16 protein-coding genes are annotated in these 22,027 nt (G+C 51.9%); 9 read left to right on the top strand and 7 right to left on the bottom strand.

Annotated features, from left to right (window positions below; all coding sequences use genetic code 11):
• Positions 1–41 precede the first annotated feature (41 nt).
• A complete protein-coding gene (locus ACMHKJ_RS10340; RefSeq protein WP_413493699.1) occupies positions 42–3,623 on the bottom strand; it encodes a DNA translocase FtsK 4TM domain-containing protein in 3,582 nt (1,193 codons plus the stop codon).
• Between the two features lie 138 nt (positions 3,624–3,761).
• A complete protein-coding gene (gene lrp, locus ACMHKJ_RS10335) occupies positions 3,762–4,256 on the bottom strand; it encodes a leucine-responsive transcriptional regulator Lrp (RefSeq protein WP_004235807.1) in 495 nt (164 codons plus the stop codon).
• Positions 4,257–4,829: 573 nt separating this feature from the next.
• Between lrp and trxB the strand changes: the two genes are divergently transcribed.
• The 5 genes from trxB (at position 4,830) to infA (ending at position 10,449) form a co-directional block, all read left to right on the top strand.
• A complete protein-coding gene (trxB, locus tag ACMHKJ_RS10330; protein ID WP_413493697.1) occupies positions 4,830–5,789 on the top strand; it encodes a thioredoxin-disulfide reductase in 960 nt (319 codons plus the stop codon).
• 104 nt (positions 5,790–5,893) lie between these two features.
• Positions 5,894–7,663 carry a heme ABC transporter permease/ATP-binding protein CydD gene (cydD, locus tag ACMHKJ_RS10325; RefSeq protein ID WP_413493695.1) on the top strand — a complete coding sequence of 590 codons (1,770 nt, stop codon included), beginning with the start codon at positions 5,894–5,896 and terminating at the stop codon, positions 7,661–7,663.
• A 2-nt stretch (positions 7,664–7,665) separates the two neighbouring features.
• Positions 7,666–9,411 (top strand): heme ABC transporter ATP-binding protein/permease CydC, encoded by a 1,746-nt coding sequence (gene cydC, locus ACMHKJ_RS10320; RefSeq protein WP_413493693.1) that lies wholly within the window; start codon positions 7,666–7,668, stop codon positions 9,409–9,411.
• Complete coding sequence (gene aat / locus ACMHKJ_RS10315; RefSeq protein ID WP_413493691.1) at positions 9,411–10,106, top strand: leucyl/phenylalanyl-tRNA--protein transferase; 696 nt, start codon at positions 9,411–9,413, stop codon at positions 10,104–10,106. Before cydC ends, aat begins: the two co-directional genes overlap by 1 nt.
• Positions 10,107–10,230: 124 nt before the next feature.
• Positions 10,231–10,449, top strand: coding sequence for a translation initiation factor IF-1 (gene infA, locus ACMHKJ_RS10310; protein ID WP_006813614.1), 219 nt, complete (start codon positions 10,231–10,233; stop codon positions 10,447–10,449).
• A 96-nt stretch (positions 10,450–10,545) separates the two neighbouring features.
• Here the strand turns inward: infA and clpA are convergent, their stop codons facing one another.
• Both clpA and clpS read right to left on the bottom strand, forming a co-directional pair.
• Positions 10,546–12,831: an ATP-dependent Clp protease ATP-binding subunit ClpA gene (gene clpA, locus ACMHKJ_RS10305; RefSeq protein WP_413493689.1), complete on the bottom strand. Its 2,286-nt coding sequence runs from the start codon at positions 12,829–12,831 to the stop codon at positions 10,546–10,548.
• 33 nt (positions 12,832–12,864) lie between these two features.
• On the bottom strand, positions 12,865–13,185 hold the full coding sequence (clpS, locus tag ACMHKJ_RS10300) for an ATP-dependent Clp protease adapter ClpS (RefSeq protein ID WP_067364181.1): 321 nt from the start codon (positions 13,183–13,185) through the stop codon (positions 12,865–12,867).
• Between the two features lie 252 nt (positions 13,186–13,437).
• On the opposite strand from clpS, the gene cspD reads away from it, so the two are divergent.
• On the top strand, positions 13,438–13,665 hold the full coding sequence (cspD, locus tag ACMHKJ_RS10295) for a cold shock domain-containing protein CspD (protein ID WP_413493687.1): 228 nt from the start codon (positions 13,438–13,440) through the stop codon (positions 13,663–13,665).
• A 153-nt stretch (positions 13,666–13,818) separates the two neighbouring features.
• On the opposite strand, the gene macB is transcribed toward cspD, so the two are convergent.
• The 3 genes from macB to ACMHKJ_RS10280 are packed head-to-tail and all read right to left on the bottom strand — an operon-like array spanning position 13,819 to position 18,578.
• Positions 13,819–15,765 (bottom strand): macrolide ABC transporter ATP-binding protein/permease MacB, encoded by a 1,947-nt coding sequence (gene macB, locus ACMHKJ_RS10290; RefSeq protein WP_413493685.1) that lies wholly within the window; start codon positions 15,763–15,765, stop codon positions 13,819–13,821.
• Between the two features lie 3 nt (positions 15,766–15,768).
• Positions 15,769–16,878, bottom strand: a complete 1,110-nt coding sequence (gene macA / locus ACMHKJ_RS10285) for a macrolide transporter subunit MacA (protein ID WP_413493684.1) — start codon at positions 16,876–16,878, stop codon at positions 15,769–15,771.
• Positions 16,879–16,892: 14 nt separating this feature from the next.
• Positions 16,893–18,578, bottom strand: coding sequence for a DUF2813 domain-containing protein (locus tag ACMHKJ_RS10280; RefSeq protein WP_413493682.1), 1,686 nt, complete (start codon positions 18,576–18,578; stop codon positions 16,893–16,895).
• 200 nt (positions 18,579–18,778) lie between these two features.
• Here ACMHKJ_RS10280 and ACMHKJ_RS10275 point away from each other — a divergent pair, with 200 nt between their 5' ends.
• From ACMHKJ_RS10275 to artP, 3 genes are all read left to right on the top strand, one after another.
• Complete coding sequence (locus ACMHKJ_RS10275) at positions 18,779–19,678, top strand: LysO family transporter (protein ID WP_413493680.1); 900 nt, start codon at positions 18,779–18,781, stop codon at positions 19,676–19,678.
• Positions 19,679–19,721: 43 nt separating this feature from the next.
• Entirely contained in the window at positions 19,722–21,170 is a 1,449-nt protein-coding gene (locus tag ACMHKJ_RS10270) for a DUF2867 domain-containing protein (RefSeq protein ID WP_413493678.1), read from the top strand.
• Between the two features lie 118 nt (positions 21,171–21,288).
• Complete coding sequence (artP, locus tag ACMHKJ_RS10265) at positions 21,289–22,017, top strand: arginine ABC transporter ATP-binding protein ArtP (protein ID WP_067364196.1); 729 nt, start codon at positions 21,289–21,291, stop codon at positions 22,015–22,017.
• The last annotated feature ends 10 nt before the right edge of the window (positions 22,018–22,027 follow it).

Here is a 22,027-nt window from a genome sequence, read left to right as displayed (position 1 = left end):
GGTAATCAGCCGCCGCCGGTTTTGTTCCGGCGGCATGCTTATTAAAAACTGTTCGGCGGTGGCGCCAGGACTTCCCGGTTTCCGTTATGGCCCGGTTCACTGACAATCGACTGAGCTTCCATCTGTTCAACAATTCGTGCCGCGCGATTATACCCGATACGGAACTGGCGCTGCACGCCGGAAATAGAAACACGGCGTTTTTCTGTGACAAATTGTACAGCCTGGTCAAACAGCGGATCCAGCTCTTCATCACTGTCTGCTCCGCCGCCCTCGCTGTCTTCTCCCCCGCGGGTAATATTATCGATATATTCAGGGCGTCCGCGGGCTTTCCAGTCATTAACCACCGCATGCACTTCCTGGTCACGGACAAAAGCACCATGCACACGCAGCGGTGCGTTCGCGCCCTGCGGCAGATAGAGCATGTCCCCGTTACCCAGTAATGATTCCGCGCCGCTCTGGTCAAGAATGGTGCGCGAGTCAATTTTACTGGAAACCGTAAATGCAATTCGGGTCGGAATATTGGCTTTGATAAGCCCGGTAATCACATCCACAGACGGACGCTGTGTTGCCAGCACCAGATGAATACCTGCAGCACGTGCTTTCTGTGCCAGACGGGCAATATGTTCTTCCACTTTTTTCCCTGCGGTCATCATCAGGTCAGCGAATTCATCCACCATCACCACAATGTACGGCTCTTTTTTCAGTACCGGATGGGTGATTTCCATGCTGTCTGTCGGCTTCCAGTGCGGATCAGGAATCGGGCGTCCCATGGATTCCGCCATGAGCACTTTTTCGTTGTAACCGGCGAGGTTACGCACCCCTAACGCAGACATCAGTTTATAGCGCCGTTCCATCTCTGCCACACACCAGTTCAGAGCATTGGCAGCATCTTTCATGTCCGTCACGACCTGGGTAAGCAGGTGCGGAATGCCTTCATAAACAGAGAGTTCCAGCATTTTCGGGTCAATCATAATAAAGCGGACATCTTCCGGTTTCGCTTTATATAAAATACTGATGATCATGGCATTGACGCCGACGGATTTACCGGAGCCGGTCGTACCGGCAACCAGTAAGTGCGGCATTTTACCGAGATCAGCCACAACCGGCTGACCGGAGATATCTTTTCCCAGGACGATGGAGAGCGGCGACGGTGAATCACGGAATTCGTCGCAGTCCAGCACTTCCCGCAGATAAACGGTTTCGCGTTTTTCATTCGGCAGTTCAAGCCCGACATACGGCTTGCCCGGAATCACCTCCACCACACGCACCGCCTCAGTGGACAGTGAACGGGCAAGGTCACGTGACAGGTTAGAAATACGCGAAGCTTTCACGCCGGGTGCCAGATCCAGCTCAAAGCGGGTGATAACCGGCCCCGGTTCATAACCGACAACCTGCGCTTTGATACGGAAATCATTCAGCCGCGCTTCAATCAGGCGGGAGGTTTGCTCCATCGCGAATTCATCCACCGGCTCGAATGAATCAGGCGGGGATGCCAATAGATCCAGTGACGGCATTGGCGTGGTTGATTTCGGCAGCGGCTGGTCATTACGCACCAGGAACGGATGGAACAGACTCTCTTCCATCTGTTTTTGTAATTGTGTCTGCGGCGTGTCCGGTACAAATGCAGCAACCGGTGGCGGTATAACAACGGGCTGAACCGGTTGTTGTGCGCTGTAAGACGGATAAACCGGAGCCGGTTCTGCGGCAGGTACGGTCACCGGGGTCGGGATAAACAACGGCTCTGCCGGTTCTGAATCAATCAGGTCATCTACCGGAGACAGCGCTTTCAGCTGCGCCAGATCAGATAAAATAGCATTTGCCTGACCACTGTAGCGCTGTTGCTGCATTGACAGAAATTCAGCCTGAAGACGCTGTACTTCCTGCTCATTCTGTTCGTTTTCTTCAGCCGGCTCTTCCTCCGCCTGTAATATGTGGTTATCCGGCACAGGTGAAGTTGCCGCAAACGAATGGTGGCTGACCGGTGCCTGATAAGCAGACGGAGCCGGTATAAAGGCGGAAGATGTCCCGAACGCACTTTCCGGGGACGGATGCGCCGGTACTGCTACAGCAGGCGTTTCATCTTCATCACCATAGCGGGTGCGCTGCTGAGCCATAAACTCTTCCTGTAAACGCGCCTGTAACACATCATCTTCATCCGCCTGAGCTTGTTCCTGAGCATCTTCACCGTGATGCTGCTGTGCAAACTCATCCTGTTCCTGACGCAGACGATCCATATCCGCCTCACGCTGAGACGGAATACGGATACCATAAAGCTCCCGGCGGGTCGGAATACGCACCGGGTTCGGACGGGGTAATTCAGGACCGATCCCCTGTTTTACCTGAGTAAAACCGGAAACAGCAGCAGTGGTGGCAGCAATTGCTGCTGTATTATACACCCCGTGATTATCGTCATCTGACGGTTCCGGAAGATCAAAGGTAAAGACCGGCTCTGTACGCCCGTTGTCTGCAAAATGGCTGTAAAGCGACGTATCCGCAGGCTGATGCCACGACGAACGTACCGGCTCAGGTTCCGGCTCAACTTTCAGTTCAACTTCCGGAAGCGAGATCGGCGCATTGAGATCCAGTGTTGTCCGGTACGCATCCGGCACGTCAAAATGATAGTGTACCGGGGTTTCCGGTTCCGCCGCCGCAGGCACTATATCTTCGATATCTGCGATAGCATTCGTCAGCACCGGTGCGGCCTGAACAGAGGGAATTCGTGCATCAGCCGGTACGGAACACGCCAGTTCGGCGGCAGTCGGTGCAGAAAGCAAAACATCGTCTTCATCTGCAATATCAGGGTCGTAATACGCCTGTTCCTGTGTACTGCTTTGTGAAACAGATGTAGCCGCACCTGTCAGCTCAGGTATTCCGGCTGATGGTAATTCACGGCGTGACGCATCAGAGGTATCGTCGTCAGTCTCATCGTCATACTCATCATCATAAGTATCGTCGTCATAAGCATCGTCATCTTCATGCGCACCGTAATCATCCTCATAGCGCCCCCGGGATCGGTTAGTGATAAAGGTGACGGGAGAGAGCACAGCCGCCCCCAGCTTTTCGGCAATGGTGACCCACGACCAGCCGGTCAGCAGCATCAGCCCGACAGACCACAGGCACAGCAGAGCAAGTGTTGCTCCCAGTGCATTAAACCACGGCACCAGTGCCGTACTGAATAAACTGCCGATAACCCCGCCTGCCGCGAAGTTTTTCATGTCGTCCACATTCAGGGACGCCAGGGCGCAGGAGGAGAGAATTAACGCAAGACCCCCGATGATACGCATCGAGAGTGAAAAGAAATCAACGTAGTCTTTGTTTTCGTTACTGCGAAAAGCCGACCAGCACCCCAGAACCATCAGCGGGGGAACCGTGTAGGCTAAAATGCCAAAGGCGGAAAAAAGAATATCAGCGAACCATGCCCCGATACTGCCGGCAAGGTTTTGCACCGGCTCATGCCAGGTGGTTTGTGACCAGCTCGGGTCTGACGGACTGAAAGATAAGAGAGCGACCAGCAAAAAGACGGCGCACAACCCGGTGACAATCAGAACGGCTTCCAGCAGCCAGCGGCCACTGCTGATTTTTTTAAATTTGATGTGTTTGTCTTCTGTATATTCCTGGCTCATGTCCATTCCGGCCCGCAAGGTCCGGTTTCCCTGTCAGTAAAACGGAACAACGCTGAGGATAGCTCAGCGTTGAAACTGTATGCATAAACAGGAGTGTACCTAATTTTATCCCGTTTTGCACATGACACAGGAAACAAATTAACGCGTCTTAATGACCAGACGGTTACTTTGTTTGACCTCTTCCATCACAACATAGGTGCGGGTATCGTTAACACCGGGCAGACGCAGAAGCGTTTCACCCAGAAGTTTACGATAAGCGGACATATCCGGCACACGAGTTTTGAGCAGGTAATCGAAATCACCGGATACCAGATGGCACTCCTGAATCTCTTCCAGTTTCTGCACGGCGGTGTTGAACTGTTCAAACACATCCGGCGCACCACGGTTGAGGGTGATTTCCACGAAGACCAGCAGGGACGCATCTAAGTAATGCGGATTCAGCAGCGCGGTATAGCCTGTGATAAATCCCTGACGCTCTAAACGGCGGACACGTTCCAGACACGGAGTAGGTGATAAACCCACACGCTTGGAAAGTTCGACGTTAGAAATACGGCCATCTTTCTGCAATTCGTTCAGAATATTCCTGTCAATTCTGTCAAGATCTTTACCCGGACGCTTTTTGTTATCAATCATCTCGTTATCTCTCTTATTTTTACTATTTTCCTACACCCATAACACTTTCCTTGCCTGACGTAACAAAATCAGAACCGGAAAATATGCTCTCAGGCCAAGTCTTTGCATATCTAATTATGAAAAATGCGTAGTTGGCGCCAGCTACCAGGACATTCAGATTATTATCGCTATAGTCGTAAGCTGAAATTACCATGCTTCGTCATCAGTACAAACACATCATCAGTGTAATAATATGGATTAACCTGACGGATAAAAATCTCTTACATAGATGTTTTCGCAAATACGCAGCCGATTGTCAAAGCAAATGAACAAAAATCAGAACAACCTGTCGATTAAAATTACAGAAAAACGTTTCGCTGACAAACAGGACGTGCTTTTGGTGTGACATTCAAACAACTTAGGAATTTTCTGAATAATCATTTTCGCGTACAATCCCCTAAATAGCGACTCATTTCCTGACAGTTTCAATTTTGTGCTCTGTTATTTTTATTCCTCTTTTATTCCTTTTTTTACCCCCCCGTTTCTCCTACAATCCTGTGTATGCTTTTTTGCCATTCTGTTAATGAGGTGTTCATGAGCGCGACCAGACACAGTAAGTTAATTATTCTGGGTTCCGGCCCTGCCGGTTATACCGCCGCCGTTTATGCGGCGCGTGCCAATTTAAACCCGGTACTTATCACCGGCGTGGAAGTCGGTGGTCAGCTGACCACCACCACTGAGGTGGAAAACTGGCCGGGTGACCCGGAAGGTTTAACCGGACCGGGTCTGATGGAGCGCATGCAGGCGCACGCAGAAAAATTTGAAACTGAAATTATTAACGATTATATCAACTCTGTTGATTTCAGTCAGCGCCCGTTTATCCTGCGGGGCGACAGCGTAACGTACACCTGTGACGCGTTAATCATCGCCACAGGCGCATCGGCCCGTTATATCGGCCTGCCATCCGAAGAAGCCTTTAAAGGCCGCGGTGTCTCTGCCTGTGCGACCTGTGACGGTTTTTTCTATCGTAATCAGAAAGTTGCCGTTGTCGGCGGCGGAAATACTGCTGTTGAAGAAGCGCTTTATCTCTCCAATATCGCCTCAGAAGTGCATCTGATTCACCGCCGGGACAGCTTCCGCGCGGAGAAAATTCTGATCAACCGTCTGATGGATAAAGTGAAAAACGGCAATATCGTTCTTCACACTGATCGCACCCTGGACGAGGTTCTGGGTGATAATTCCGGTGTGACCGGGGTTCGTCTGCGTGATACCGGAACCGGTGCGGCAGAAGATCTGACGGTAATGGGCTGCTTTATCGCGATTGGTCACAGCCCGAATACAGCGATTTTTGATGGTCAGCTGGATCTGGAAAACGGCTATATCCGTGTTCAGTCGGGTACACACGGCAACGCAACCCAAACCTCTGTCGCCGGTATTTTTGCCGCCGGTGATGTGATGGATCATATCTACCGTCAGGCGATTACCTCTGCGGGAACCGGTTGCATGGCAGCACTGGATGCAGAGCAGTTTATTGACAGCCTCGCTGACAAATAATCCTGTTTTTTCAAGGCGCTATATCTGTAGCGCCTTTTCGTGTACCATGACATTACCCTGCTGATTTCAGCCTTTGTTTTACTTATCACCTGCATACAGACAAAATGGATAAATCAAGACAGTCAGAACTCATCCGCTGGTTAAAATTACAGGCGGCTCCTGCACGGAAATGGTTACGTCTCTCTATGCTGCTGGGCGTATTCAGCGGCTTACTGATTATCGCTCAGGCCTGGTGTCTCGCGATCCTCCTTCAGTCACTCATTATGGAGCATGTTCCGCGCGAACAATTGCTCACTCCCTTTGCTATTCTAATCGCATTATTTGTTGTCCGTGCCATTGTTGCGGCTATCCGTGAGCGGGTCGGGTTTATCTGCGGGCAACTGGTGCGCCGCGATATCCGCCGGACTGTGCTGGATAAGCTGGAGCAGCTCGGACCGGTGCGGGTGAAAGGCAAGCCTGCCGGAAGCTGGGCAACCATCATCCTTGAACAGATTGATGATATGCAGGAGTATTATTCGCGTTATCTGCCGCAGATGACCCTGTCAGCAACAATCCCCCTGCTTATCCTGATAACACTTTTCCCGATCAACTGGGTGGCGGCGCTTATCCTGCTGGTCACCGCACCGCTTATCCCTGTCTTTATGGCGCTGGTCGGACTGGGTGCGGCTGATGCCAACCGCCGTAATTTTCAGGCGCTGAGCCGCCTGAGCGGGGATTTTCTCGATCGCCTGCGCGGACTGGAAACTATCCGCTTCTTCCATCGCGGACGCGAGGAAGTCCGACAGATTGACAGCGCAACTGAAGATTTCCGTTCGCGCACCATGGAAGTGCTGCGCATGGCATTTCTCTCCTCCGCTGTTCTCGAATTTTTTGCTGCCATTTCAATTGCTGTGGTTGCCGTTTATTTCGGTTTCTCCTACCTCGGCGAATTGAATTTCGGCAGTTACGGTGTTCCGGTCACCCTGTTTGCCGGGTTTATCGCCCTGATTCTGGCTCCCGAGTTTTTCCAGCCTCTGCGTGACCTCGGCACCTATTATCACGCCAAAGCTCAGGCGGTCGGCGCGGCAGAATCCCTGGTGACGCTGCTGAGCGCCGGCGGTGAACCGGAAGATGCGCCGGGCACCGTGCCGCTGATACCGGCGGAACAGATTGCCGTTACCGCAACTGATCTGATTATTTATGCCCCGTCAGGGGAAAAACTGGCAGGTCCCCTCAATTTCACCCTGAATGCCGGACAGCGTATCGCACTGGTCGGACAGAGCGGCGCGGGGAAAAGCTCCCTGCTTAATCTGCTGCTGGGTTTTCTGCCTTATGACGGCAGCATAAAAATCAATCAGCAGGAACTGCGGGATCTTTTACCGGAAAGCTGGCGCGCACAGCTCAGCTGGGTCGGGCAAAATCCGCATCTGCCGGAGCAGACTATTCTGGACAATATCCGCCTGAGCCGCCCGTCAGCATCACCCGCAGAAATTGAGGCGGTGATGGAAAAAGCCTATGTCAGCGATTTTATCCATTTGCTGCCCGATAGTGTTGATACGGTCGTCGGTGACAGCGCCGCACGGCTGTCTGTGGGACAGGCGCAGCGTATTGCGGTTGCCCGCGCCCTGCTGAACCCCTGCCATCTGCTGCTGCTCGATGAACCATCAGCCAGCCTGGATGCACACAGCGAAGAGCGGGTAATGAGCGCACTGAATGATGCCGCCCGCCGTCAGAGCACACTGCTGGTCACTCACCTGCTGGAAGAAACGCGCGATTACGATGAGATCTGGGTGATGGAAAAAGGATTGATTATTGAGCGGGGAACCTATGCCTCCCTGCAACAGCAGCAGGGCACCTTTGCTCAGTTGCTGTCACACCGGACGGGGGATCTGTAATCATGCGTGTTTTACTGCCGTATTTAGCCCTTTACCGCCGCCACTGGTTTCTGTTGTCTCTCGGCATTGTGCTGGCAATTGCCACGCTCCTTGCCAGTATCGGGCTGCTGACACTCTCCGGCTGGTTCCTGGCGGGCACCGCCATCGCCGGTATCCCGGGTATTACCTTTTTCAACTACATGTTACCGGCAGCCGGTGTGCGCGGTGCCGCAATTTCCCGTACAGCCGGACGCTATGCAGAGCGGCTGGTCAGTCACAGCGCAACTTTCCGTGTACTCAAACATCTGCGCGTGTTTGCCTTTGAAAAAATTCTGCCGCTGACACCGGGCGGAATCGCCCGTTTCCGTCAGGGCGAACTGCTCAACCGGCTGGTCGGGGATGTGGAAACGCTGGATCACCTTTACCTGCGCGTCATTTCGCCGATAGTCTCCGCTCTGGTGGTCATTGCTGTTCTGACATTCGGACTCGGGTTTCTGGATCAGAACCTCGCGTATGTGCTGGGCGGATTTATGACCTTCCTGCTGTTTGCGCTGCCGGTGGTGTTTTACCGCGCCGGAAAACCGATCGGTATTCAGCTGACCACACTGAGAGCGCAATACCGCACCCTGCTTACCAGCGCCTTACAGGGCCAGGCAGAGCTGACTGTTTTTGGTGCGCAGCACCGTTTCCGTGACCAGCTTGCTGAAATTGAACAACGCTGGCTGATACAGCAACAGCGCCAGGCAGGTCTCACCGGGATGTCGCAGGCGATTATTATTTTAGCCACCGGGTTTGCGGTTGCTATGATGCTGTGGCTTGCCTCCGGTATTCAGTGGCCGTACCGCGAAAGCGGTGCCATTATCGCGCTGTTCGTTTTCTGCGCCCTTGCGGCGTTTGAAGCCCTCGGTCCGGTTGCGGTGGCATTCCAGCATCTGGGTCAGGTGATAACCTCGGCTGAGCGGGTATCGCAGATTGTGGATACCAAACCGGAAGTGACCTTCCCGGACAGCGGACCGGCTGGCTCAGAGCAGGTCAGCGTGACACTCAGCGGAGTCGGATTTACCTATCCGGGACAACCGTTGCCGGTATTGCAGGATGTCTCTCTGACACTACGCGCGGGTGAGCATATTGCACTGCTGGGAAAAACCGGCTGCGGAAAATCCACATTGTTACAGCTGATTACCCGCGCGTGGGATGTCTCTGAGGGCGAAATTCTTATCAATGATAAGTGTATTGCAGACTATGATGAACATACCCTGCGCTCACTGATGGCAGTCGTACCACAACGTATTCATGTGTTCAATAATACGCTGCGGGAAAATCTGCATATCGGCGATATGCAGGCAACAGACACACAACTGAACGCGGTACTGTCGCAGGTCGGGCTGGATAATCTGCTGGAAAATGATCAGGGACTGAACGGCTGGATAGGTGAAGGCGGGCGTCAGTTGTCCGGCGGCGAACAGCGCCGTCTGGGGATTGCCCGTGCATTGCTGCATAATGCGCCGTTCCTGCTGCTGGATGAACCGACTGAAGGACTGGATGCCGATACTGAACAACATATCCTCGCCTTATTGCGGGACGTCGGACGTAACCGGACGATGTTAATCATCACCCACCGTTTACAGGGCCTGGAACACATGGACACGCTCTGCGTGATGGATGACGGGCAAATAGCCGAACAAGGTACCCACGACGCGCTGCTGGCGCGCAGAGGGCGTTATTATCAGTTTGTGAACCGTCTGCCGGCTGTTACCGGAGCAATCTGATGCCGTTTTATCAGTTAGACGATGATCAGCTTGTGTTTCCGCCGGTAAGCGGTGCGCTGACAGACCCGGACGGATTACTGGCAACCGGCGGGGATCTCTCCCCCGCCCGGCTGCTGCTGGCATACAGAGAAGGTATCTTTCCCTGGTACTCTCCGGATGAGCCGGTTCTGTGGTGGTCACCTGATCCGCGGGCAGTATTGTTCCCGGCAGATCTGCATGTCAGCCGTTCTTTACGAAAAATTCTGAAAAAACATCCTTACCGTGTGACACTGAATCAGGCGTTCGATCAGGTCATCAGCGCTTGTACCGTGCGGGATGAGGGGACCTGGATAGGACCTGATATTGTCGCCGCCTATAACCGCCTGCATCAGGCAGGACGTGCTCATTCTGTCGAAGTGTGGGATGATAGCGCGCTGGTCGGCGGGCTGTATGGTCTGAATGTCGGATCTGTCTTTTGTGGCGAGTCAATGTTCAGCCGTGTCAGTAACGGCTCCAAAATTGCGTTTATGACATTTTTTGCCCATTTTACCGGCTATGGCGGGACGTTATTTGATTGTCAGGTACTGAATGATTACACAAAATCTTTCGGTGCCTGTAAAATTGAGCGCCGTGAATTTATCCGGCAGCTTTATCAGCGGCGTGACATGCATTTACCACAAGAATGCTGGCAGCCACAGACTTTACACAGGAAATGATAGGATTGAGCCTGTTTTGCATCTTAAAAACAGTGCATAAAAAATATCATTCCTTTACATAATCCCGGTTTTTCGGCATTATCTTGCCGTTTAGAAATACTGGTTATTAACATTAGAGGATTAGATGGCCAAAGAAGATAATATTGAAATGCAAGGCACCGTGTTAGATACACTGCCGAACACAATGTTCCGGGTGGAACTGGAAAACGGACACGTTGTGACTGCACATATCTCCGGGAAAATGCGTAAAAACTATATCCGCATCCTGACAGGCGACAAGGTTACAGTAGAACTGACCCCATATGACCTGACCAAAGGCCGTATCATCTTCCGTAGCCGCTAGTATCCCTGCAGACCAAGCCTCATAAAAAGACACCACAGGCAACGCACTGAATGTGCGCGTCCTGTGGTGATCATTTTTATTGCTGCTGTCCGGCTGTCAGGCTACCGGATCTCCGGAACGTTCTTTCTGTGCACTGAAGCGGTATGTCAGATCGTCTTTCTTCGTATCCAGATCGATAATCACTGACCCGCCGCTGACCAGCTCACCAAACAAGAGTTCGTTTGCCAGCGGCTTTTTCAGTTTATCCTGAATCAGACGTGCCATCGGACGTGCGCCCATTGCAGGATCATACCCTTTATCTGCAAGCCAGCTACGTGCGCGGGCTGAAACTTCAATAGACACCCCTTTCGCATCCAGCTGCGCCTGCAACTCAACGATAAACTTATCCACCACCTGGGCAATCACCGGTTTAGACAGTGCGTTAAACCAGATAATGCCGTCAAGACGGTTACGGAACTCCGGTGTAAATACCCGTTTAATTTCCGCCATTGCGTCAGTGCTGTTGTCCTGCTCGGTAAACCCGATGGATTTACGCTGGGTTTCACGCACACCGGCGTTGGTGGTCATTACGAGGATGACATTGCGGAAATCCGCTTTGCGCCCGTTGTTGTCTGTCAGTGTCCCGTTGTCCATCACCTGCAATAACAGGTTAAAGACATCCGGGTGCGCTTTTTCGATTTCATCAAGCAACACGACTGAATGCGGATGTTTGATAACCGAGTCAGTCAGCAACCCGCCCTGATCAAAACCGACATAGCCAGGAGGCGCACCAATCAGACGACTGACAGTGTGGCGCTCCATATATTCGGACATATCAAAGCGCAGCAGCTTAACGCCCATGGCTTTTGATAACTGAACCGTCACTTCGGTTTTACCGACACCTGTCGGCCCCGCCAGCAAAAATGCCCCGATAGGTTTCTGTTCACTGCCCAGACCCGCACGGCTCATTTTGATGGACTCCGCAAGTGCATCAACAGCTTCATCCTGCCCGAAGACCAGCATTTTCAGGCGGCTGTCGAGCTGGCGCAGAAGATCTTTATCACTGCTGGAAACAGTTTTTTCCGGAATACGCGCAATACGCGCCACAATCGCTTCAATTTCACCGACACCGATGGTTTTCTTGCGACGGCTCTGCGGCATCAGACGTGTGCGGGCACCCGCCTCATCAATTACATCAATGGCTTTGTCCGGAAGATGACGGTCAGTGATATATTTCACCGACAGATCAACTGCCGCCTGAACTGCTTTCGCCGTGTAACGGACATCATGGTGCTCTTCGTATTTCGATTTCAGCCCGTTGATAATCCGCACGGTTTCATCCGTAGTCGGTTCCTGTATATCGATTTTCTGGAAACGACGGGTCAGCGCTTTATCTTTATCAAAGATATTGCTGAATTCCTGATAGGTCGTGGAGCCTATTACTCTGATTTTCCCGCCGGATAACAACGGTTTGATCAGATTTGCGGCATCCACCTGCCCGCCGGACGCGGCACCCGCGCCGATGATAGTGTGAATTTCATCGATAAACAGGATGCTTTTGTCATTCTTTTCCAGCTCTTTAAGCAGAGCTTTAAACCGCTTTTCAAAATCACCGCGGTATTTGGTACCCGCCAGCAGTGAGCCGATATCCAGCGAATAAATGGTATAGCCGCTGATAACCTCCGGCACATCATTTTGCTCTATACGCCACGCCAGACCTTCCGCAATGGCCGTTTTACCGACCCCGGATTCCCCGACAAACAGCGGGTTATTTTTACGGCGGCGGCACAATACCTGAATAGTGCGCTCCAGTTCAGCCTGACGGCCAATCAGCGGGTCAATCTGCCCTTTGCGCGCAAGCTCATTAAGATTGGCAGTGAAATTATCCAGATTATCCTCACCGCCACTGCTCTCTTCGCTCTGAGATTGCGCGGAGCCGTCAAATGACGGTCCCTGCTCGTTATCTTCTTCGCCTTTGGCGGTGCCGTGGGAAATAAAATTCACAATATCCAGACGGCTTACATCATGTTTTCGCAGCAGATAGGCGCCCTGGGACTCCTGTTCACTGAATATAGCGACCAGAACATTTGCGCCATTAACTTCATTGCGCCCGGATGACTGAACATGAAAAACAGCCCGCTGTAAAACACGCTGAAAGCTCAGTGTCGGCTGGGTTTCACGCTCGTCCCCTTCCGGCAGAAGCGGCGTGGTTTGTTCAATGAAATGCTCAAGTTCCTGACGCAGAACGGCCAGGTTCACGCGGCAGGCTTCAAGCGCCTCGCGGGCTGATTTGTTACCTAATAATGCCAGCAGCAGGTGCTCTACGGTCATAAATTCATGCCGGTTGTCCCTTGCTTTGGCAAAGGCGATATTCAGACTAAGCTCTAATTCTTGATTGAGCATAAGCACCTCCATTTTGAGAAATAAATTGTGTCTTTACACCTTCTCTGACGTACACAATAACGGATGATCGTTATCTTTTGCATAGGTATTAACAAGTAATGCTTTCATCTCTGCTATTTCCGCAGTGAATACCCCGCAAATTCCTTTTCCCTGATAATGGATGTCCAGCATGATCTGCGTTGCCCGGTCTACATTATAAGAGAAGAATTTTTGCAAAACTTCAACCACAAAGTCCATAGGGGTATAGTCATCATTATTTAACACCACCTGATACATCGCCGGTGGCTGTACCTTTTGCAGCTCTTTCTCCCTGAGCGTGACATCCGTTTGTGATTCTGATTGATAGTGACTCATTGTTATTCCAGTTATAAAAACGTACGCCTGTTGCACGTATTAATACTTGCCGTTGTCTGTATCAAATTTTACTGACCAACGCCTGCCGTTAACAAAGACTTGACGTTACCGTTAAATTCAATAGAGTATAAATAATGTACAACGTTATTAGTGAATGCACTTATTAATAATGCCGTATTAATGGGTATTATGGATCATATTGTGCATTGTGCAGCATTTTTCAATCGTTTGACAGATGAGGGTTATAACAGTATGGAAACGGGTACTGTTAAGTGGTTCAACAACGCCAAGGGTTTCGGGTTTGTCTGTCCGTCAGGGGGCGGTGATGATATTTTTGTTCACTACTCGACAATACAGATGGATGGCTACCGCACGCTGAAGGCCGGTCAGAAAGTGAATTATGACACCACACCGGGACCGAAAGGTCTTCACGTCAGCGTGATTACCCCTATTGCCGGGGATGATGATACTTCTGCTTAACAGCACGAATATCGATACCCGATGTCGTTCAGGGTGCAGCCAACCCACCTGCAGTTTGAATGAATAAGGGTATATTTGAATGTAGCCGGAACGCCGCGCTTATGTCAATCGTCATTGCGCGACGTATTCTGTGGTTTTTCTGATACTGCGCAGCTATTCGCGCGCCAGTGCGTCTATCGGGTCCAGTTTTGCCGCATTTCGTGCGGGTAAAAAGCCAAACACGATGCCGATGGCGGTAGAGCACAGCACAGCACTGATAATCGCCAGCGGACGGAAGACAAACTCCCAGTCCGGCAGTGCCACTTTGGCGGCAAACGCAATGGAGTAAGATAATCCCAGCCCGATTGCCCCGCCCATCAGACAGACCAGCACCGCCTCAATCAGAAACTGCTGCATCACATCCCCCGCCCGCGCACCAACCGCCATACGTATCCCGATTTCACGGGTACGCTCAGTGACACTGACCAGCATAATATTCATCACACCAATCCCGCCGACGACCAGCGAAATCACCGCCACAAGTGTCAGAAAGAGCTGCATGGTGGTCGTGGTTTTATCCACGGTTTTCACGATGCTGTCCAGATTATAGGTAAATGTGTCTTTTTTACCGTGGCGCAGTGTCATCAGGCGAACCAGTTGCTCTTCCGCGTTTTTGGTGTTGTAGCCGTCGCGGATACGCACTGAGATCATATCAAGATAACTGCGCTGCATCAGGCGGCTGGTCAGTGTGGTGTACGGCATCCAGACCTGTAAGGTTTTGGAGTTACCAAACATGGATTTGCGATCAGCAACAACCCCGACAATAGTCGCGGGCATATTCCCCGCAAGCAGTGTTTCACCAATCACATTTTTCTGATGCGGAAACAATTTGCGTTTGGTATTCATGTCAATGATAACAACCTGTGAGCGGCGCTCATACATATCAGGCGAAAATGCGCGACCTTCACCAAAGCGCATATCATAAACAGTAAAAAAGTCAGGTCCGATCCCCGTCACTCTTGCGGCTGAGTCCAGATTTCCCCGGCGCAGGCGCGCACCATTCTCAATTTCTGCTGATGCCGCATAGACATAGGGCTGGCGGCGGATAACATCCACATCAGCAGCTTTAAGGGATTGCTGATCCTGACCCGGGTCACTACCGAAATCTTTCCCGGGATAGACAAAGATCGTATTGGTGCCGATGGATTTGATGTCTGACAACACCAGCGCTTTGGCAGCATCACCAATCACCAGAATTGTCACAACCGAGGCTATGCCGATAATAATACCCAGCATGGTAAGCAATGTGCGCATTTTGTTCACAACCATCGCCCGCCACGCCATCAGCAACGCTTCATTGAAACGCCCGAAAAAACGGCTGACCGTACTGCTTTTGTGCGGCGGTTTTGCATTCAGGTTTTTTGCGGCCGGATTGATTACCGATCCGCTGTCGCTGAGAATATGCCCGTCTTTGATCTCGATAATCCGTGCCGCCTGTGCGGCTATCAGCGGATCGTGGGTGACAATAATGACCGTATGCCCCCGGTCACAGAGCTGGCGCAGAATAGCCATCACTTCTTTGCCCGACTGGCTGTCAAGCGCGCCGGTGGGTTCATCGGCGAGGATAACCTCCCCGCCGTTCATCAGCGCACGGGCAATACTGATGCGCTGCTGCTGTCCGCCTGAGAGCTGTCCGGGACGATAAATCAGCCGGTCACCCAACCCGAGTCTCTGTAACAGCTCTGCCGCACGCGTGCGCCGCTCACGGGCACTCAGCCCGGCATACACGGCCGGCATTTCCACATTTTGCTCAGCACTGAGGTGAGATAACAGATGGTAGCGCTGGAAGATAAAGCCGAAGTGCTCACGGCGTAGTGCCGCCAGTTCATCCCCGCTCAGTTCCGCCGTATTTTTTCCCGCAACATAATACTGCCCGTCACTCGGCGTATCCAGGCAGCCGAGAATATTCATCAGCGTGGATTTACCCGAGCCGGACTGCCCGATAATCGCCACCATTTCACCGGCGTTGATCGTCAGGGAAACATCATCCAGTACCGTGACACTGCTGTCACCGGACGGATAACGGCGGAAAATATTCCGCAGTTCTAATAGCTTACTCATGAATTATTCCGACCCGCCGTCATCAATACCGGTGATAACCTGATCCTGCTCTGTCAGCCCTTTGGTTACCTCCGCTTCCACATCATTACGGGAGCCGAGTGTCACCTGACGGGTTTGTGGCTGACCATCAACCAGCACTTCAACTTCATATTCTGTCGCCGAGATATCTTTACCGAGTGCCGCCAGCGGGATTTTCAGCACATTTTCGCGGTTTTCCAGCGCGATAGTGACCTGTGCGGTCATGTCCAGCTTCAGAATATGCTGCGGATTAGGGACTTCAAAGCGGGCATAATAAAAAATAGCGTCATTGATTTTCTGTGGTTTAGGCAGGATATCCGTGATGGTGCCGCTGAACGATTTATCCGGCGCCCCCAGCACACTGAACGTGGCTTTTTGTCCGGTTTTCAGATACACCACATCCGCTTCAGAGACTTCCGCGTTCACCAGCATGGTATCAAGGTCTGCCAGTGACAAAATAGTCGGCGCCTGCTGCATTGCAATCACCGTCTGCCCCTGAAGGGTTTTCAGTTCAGTGACCACGCCGTCCATCGGGGCGCGGATATTGGTATACTGCAAATCATTACGCGCGGTATCCAGTGTTGCCTGATTACGGGCAATCTGCGCTTTACCGGTATCAATCGCCGCGCGCTGCACATCCATATCGCGCCGTGCCTCATCCACATCCTGCTTTGAGATAACCTGTGTTTTTGACAGTGCCAGGCGCCGCTCATAGGTCGCTTTGGCAAATTCATACTCCGCCTGAGCCTGTTTCAGTCTCGCCCTGTTTTCATTGACTGTCTGTTCGGCTTCAATAACCACGTTCTGTGCTTTAACAGGGTCGATCACCGCCAGCAGTTCGCCTTTCTTAACGACATCCCCCTCTTTCACATTGAGAGTCTGTAACTGTCCGTTGACCTGCGCACCCACATCCACCTTCTGCAATGCATCCAGCTTGCCGGTCGCCATGACTTTTTTTTCTAACGTGCCGCGCTGTACCTGAGTGGTCATGTATCTGACCGGCGCATCTTCACGGGTAAAAAACCAGAAACCGCCGGCGATCACAAAGATCAAAATACCGGCGGTAATTATTCTTTTTTTTGACACTATACGCATTTAACCTTTTATCCTTAGTTAGCACGCCCCCGGGCAAGCCATGCCACACGGGAAAACATCTGACGCAACAGCAGAGGGATTGATTCCACTCCCCGCCCGGCGGCATTATTCGCCACCGCAATTGCAAGATCCGGTTTAGAGGCGCGATGAATCGCTTTGATGATTACCCGCCGTACCGGCATTCTGATATCTTCCGGAACGCCCGCAACCTGATGATACAGGCCGCTGAACCCGTTACGATATAAGAAATGCTCCATATCCGGCGCAGGCAGGCGGGTAAGCCTGTCCTGCTCCACATCATTAAGTTCGGATGAAAAGTGCGTGGCTGTCGCCGCGTATTTCTTTCCGGCCTCATCACCATCTACCAGCGTGTGCCATTCTATACCCATTTTGTTGGCAAACTTTAACAAAGGTTTAAGACCACACTGGGCAAACTCAACAACTTTTATCCCTTCGGTCTCAAAATAGTAATGACACTGCCTTGCCAGATCGTTCATCAGCCAGATTTCGGTTTCCCCTTCCACCAGCAGCCAGCAGCGGGCAAACAGGGCTGACGGGCGGTTTATCCGGATATGAAAGGAGATCCGCCGCAACTCTTCAGGTGAGAGATGATTCTCTCCCAGGCGATAAGCCGCAACGCGGTTGGACTGGCGCACCAGGCGGCAGATATCATGAATAGGCACCAGTGACAGCAGCTCGCCGGAGTTGGTTGTGGTTATCCGCTGTAATGAAAACAGGCTGAGCAGCCCCCACGCCACAGAGAGCATGATCGGGTGCAGCCGGGTTTCCGGGTCTTCCACAATAATAATCGGTCTTGCATACGGGTCGAGTTTCAGACCGCTGTTAGATTGTAATAAGGCGGAAAACATCGCAAGGATAATCAGTCGCACACTGCGCTGATTAGGTCCGGCCACAACCCGGTTAATCCCCTCGAGTGCCTGCCAGGCCCGCTGGCGCGGTTCAATATTCATCCGCTTCGCTTTGCGGCGATCCAGCAGATATTCCCCTTCTTCGGCAAAATAGTGGCTGAGCAATTGTTTCATTGCTTCCAGCCCGTCCTGCAAGTCGTCATCGGATAATGAATGCGGATTATTGACCAGCGCCTGTGTCAGCTCCGCCATCTGCGAATTAAAGGCCTCAGCTCTGTCCTGAGTATCGCATTCACCTTCCGCGCAGGCAGGTACATTACCTATATTGCGTTTATGCATAAAGCGGGCGTCACGCAGGCGCAGCACCGGATAGAGCCGGATAATTTCGCGGATAAACGTATCCGCATCGTCGAGCGGCAAAGATTCACCCTGCTCATCAAGGAAAGTCCGCTGACTGCTGACCGTATTGTCATCCGCTAAATCAGCACTGACGCGGTAATTTATCCGCTGGTATTCATCGCCGTTAGAGCGCCACAGCGGTGCCAAATCACGGAAACGGCGGGAGCGGGAACGACCGGGACGGTTTTCGCGGAAAATCAGGACTATCTGAAGATGGCGCACCGGCCCGTCGTCGCTGTCCGGCGAATGATAAAAATCCCCCGGTATAAATTGTGCGGCGGGTGCCTGCGGGGAGAGAGTCAGTGTCAGCGCATCCAGCAGACTGGATTTACCCCATGCATTTTCACCAATCAGCACCGTGTTATTCGTCAGTGACAGTGACAGGCGGTTAATACCGCGAAAACCCAGAATTTCCACTCTTTCCAGAATCATGATCCCTTCTCCGTTTGTCTGATGCCGCCTGTATACCCTGATGAAACACGATTAATTAACGCAATACCATCAATGTAATCAAAAAAATCACTTTTGACTTATACTAAACATGAAAACAGGGGGATACATAGCATTTATGGTGATAATAACGCTATAATCGCCCGATTTTTAAGCAATATTTTTTAACGGAAGTGACACACATGTATTCTGGGTTATTAATTATTCTTGCTCCTCTTATCATCGGCTATCTCATTCCCGTCAGTAATCAGCCACTTAAAAAACTGATTAACCGCGGGCTGAGCGCAATGGTGTATGTGATTTTATTTCTGATGGGCATCAGTCTTGCACTGGTTGAAAACCTGGGCATAAATTTGCTGGTGATCGTGCAATATACTGCTGTTTTTACTGTGTTTGTTCTGGGATGTAACCTCGCCGGTTTATTTTTATACGGCAAACAATATCCCTGGCAGGTACCTGCACACAAACAACAAAAGCCCCCTTCCCGCCTGCACATGGTATTTGAATCCCTGCAACTGTGCGGCGTGTTACTGGTTGGCTTTGCGGTAGGGTTATTCGGCTGGTCATTTCTCTCTTTTGCCGGTCAGGCCAGTGAATACGCGCTGATTTTTCTGCTGTTTCTGGTCGGGATCCAGCTTCGCAACAGCGGAATGACATTAAAGCAGATCCTGATTAACCGCCGCGGCATGCTGGTGTCCCTGATAGTTGCAGCGACATCTCTGGCGGGCGGCGCACTGGCAGCACTGCTTATTGGTCTGCCGCTGAAAACAGGCATGGCGCTCGCGTCCGGCTTCGGCTGGTATTCGCTCTCCGGTATTTTACTGACCGATGCGTTTGGTCCGGTACTCGGCAGTGTCGGCTTTTTTAACGACCTCGCGCGGGAAATTGCGGCGATTATGCTTATCCCGCTGCTGATTAACCGCCACCGTGCCGCCGCTCTGGGGCTTGGCGGAGCCACAACCATGGACTTTACGCTGCCGGTGTTACAGCGCAGCGGCGGGGTGTCGATAGTTCCCGCCGCCATTGTTCACGGGTTTGTACTCAGTCTGTTTGCACCGGTGCTTATCGCACTGTTTACCTGAAACTGTTTATCCGAAACTATTTATCCGAAAAAAGAGAGACTGCATGTCACAACAACGTATTTTAGTGCTCGGTGCCAGTGGTTATGTCGGGCAACATCTTGTCCCGCAACTGATTGCTGCCGGACATCAGATAACCGCTGCGGCACGCCGTGTTGAGTGGATGCAGGCGCAGGGCTGGAAAAACACCCGTTGCTGTTATGCTGACCTGTATGATAAATCCACTCTGGAACCACTTTTTCAGGACATTGATGTAGTTTACTACCTTGTCCACAGTATGACGGACGAGGAAAACCTGCTGGAGCGCGAGCGGCTGGCCGCACAAAATGTGCAGGACATACTGAATAATTCATCTGTGCGCGAAGTGATTTTCCTGAGCGCCATGCAGCACGGACACACAGACTCACCGCATCTTGCCGCCCGCAAACTAACCGGAGAGATCCTAGCGCACAGCCGGGTGCCGGTCACCGAGATCCGCGCCGCCATTATTGTCGGACCCGGCTCCGCCGCATTCGAAATCATGCGCGATATGGTATATAACCTGCCGGTTCTGACGCCGCCGCGCTGGGCACGATCAAAATCCTCCCCGATTGCACTGGAAAACCTTCTGGCGTATCTGACCGGCCTGCTTGCGCATCCGGCCACTGATAACCGCCACTTTGATGCCACCGGTCCGGAATACCTCAGTTATCTGGAGATGTTCCGCCATTTTATTGCCGTCAGCGGCAAACACCGGCTGATGATCCCGCTGCCGATCCCGCTGCGTCTTATTTCTGTTTATTTTCTTCGCCTGATAACCACGGTTCCTGAAGGAATAGCCAAAGAACTGATCATGGGGCTGAAATATGATTTACCGGGAGACGGACGCCCGCTGGAAGCGCTTATCCCGCAGACACTGCTCAGTTTTGATGATGCCGTGCGCAAAACCCTGAAAGATGAAGCCGATGCCGTGGATAATGAGGACTGGGGATATGACCCTGATGCCCGCGCCCGCTGGCGTCCGGGGTTTGGTTTTTACCCCAAACAGGCTGGATTTACCCTGAATACATCTGCATCCGCTGAGGCACTGTGGCATGTTATTCAGCAAATCGGCGGCAAAGACGGCTATTTTTATGCCAATTTCTTATGGTCAGTCCGTGCCCGGCTCGATGATTTATGCGCAAATAAAGTGATTTACGGACGCCCGGATCGGGACACACTCGAATTAGGGGATAAAATCGACGGCTGGAAAGTGATCACACTGAAGCCCGGTAAGCAACTCTCCCTGCTGTTCGGTATGAAAGCCCCGGGGCTGGGACGCCTGACCTTTACTATCCGCGACCACGGACACCAGCGCGAGCTGGATGTACGCGCCTGGTGGCATCCTGCCGGGTTCAGCGGGCTGCTGTACTGGTTTGCCATGATGCCTGCGCATTTATTCATCTTTAAAGGAATGACGAAATCTGTCATTAAACGCGCGCAGGAGTATGCTCAGTCACATTTTGCGGAGAAATAGGTCGTTGCAATAAGTACATTCGCTGTCTTTTTAGTAATTTTTTATGCATAAATAATTGCATATTTATTCTTATGGCGTTAGTATCGTCTCATCATCACTGAGTATGCAGATTTATAGCATGAGTATTCAATTAAAAAACATAAATTGCTTTTACGGACAGCATCAGGCGCTGTTTGACATCAACCTGGAATGCCAACAGGGCGAAACCATGGTACTGCTCGGGCCGAGCGGTGCGGGGAAAAGTTCCCTGCTGCGGGCACTGAACCTGCTGGAAATGCCGCGTTCCGGTCAGCTGACCATTGCAGATCATCATTTTGATTTTGCCAAAGCACCGGCCGCAAAAGAGATCCGCGCCCTGCGCCAGAATGTCGGTATGGTCTTTCAGCAATATAATCTGTGGCCGCACCTGAGCGTTATGGATAATCTGACAGAAGCACCAATCCGGGTGCTGGGTCTGACAAAAGAAGCAGCACTCGCGAAAGCAGAAAAACTGCTCGCCCGTCTGCGTCTGACTGACTTTGCACTGCGTTTTCCGCTGCATTTATCCGGCGGACAACAGCAGCGTGTGGCGATTGCCCGCGCCCTGATGATGGAGCCTCAGGTTCTGCTGTTTGATGAACCGACAGCGGCACTGGATCCGGAAATCACCTCGCAGGTGGTGGACATTATTAAAGAGCTTTCACAGACCGGAATTACCCAGGTCATTGTTACACACGAAGTGGATATCGCCCGTAAAACCGCCAGCAAAGTGGTGTATATGGAAAACGGCCGCATCGTGGAACAAGGCGGCGCACAGTGCTTCAGCGCACCGCAGACAGAGGCTTTTGCCGGTTATCTGTCACACTGATTTATTTTCT

Origin of the sequence: Morganella psychrotolerans, assembly GCF_965118875.1 — a bacterium.
GTDB classification, from domain to species: domain Bacteria; phylum Pseudomonadota; class Gammaproteobacteria; order Enterobacterales; family Enterobacteriaceae; genus Morganella; species Morganella psychrotolerans_C.
Note: the sequence above shows the minus strand (reverse complement) of the source record. Positions and strands in the feature narration are given on the sequence as shown.